The organism is Spirulina sp. CCY15215, from assembly GCF_016888125.1.
In the GTDB taxonomy this organism is placed as follows: Bacteria; Cyanobacteriota; Cyanobacteriia; order Cyanobacteriales; family Spirulinaceae; genus CCY15215.
On record NZ_JACSWA010000104.1, the window covers coordinates 1 to 333 of the forward strand.

The window sequence follows — 333 nt, forward strand, 5'->3', positions numbered from 1 at the left end:
CCGTCAAATTTCCGGCATTGATTATCGCTCCAGGCTGTGCCAAATCGAAAGCAAATTGATTGGGATTTCCCGTTAAAGTTTGATAATTATTGTTTCCAAAAGCATCAAAAAAACCATCTCCAAAACCAATTCCTGTGGCTGTTGTTGCGGTAAAATCTCCCGGTACATTTAAACTTGCATTATTACCAAAAACAATTCCCGCAGGGTTCATCAGGAATAAATTAGAATTTCCTCCCGTAACTTGAATTAAGCCATTAATTAGAGAAGGATTTCCCCCAACAACGCGACTTAAAATGTTACGAATTTCCGGTGCAGAGAGAAAATTAGCAATTT

At 38.1% G+C, this 333-nt stretch carries 1 protein-coding gene; it reads right to left on the bottom strand.

Annotation, left to right across the window (positions count from 1 at the left end; all coding sequences use genetic code 11):
* Positions 1–333: filamentous hemagglutinin N-terminal domain-containing protein (locus JUI58_RS00475; RefSeq protein ID WP_204101791.1), on the bottom strand; the 333-nt coding region annotated here is incomplete at both ends.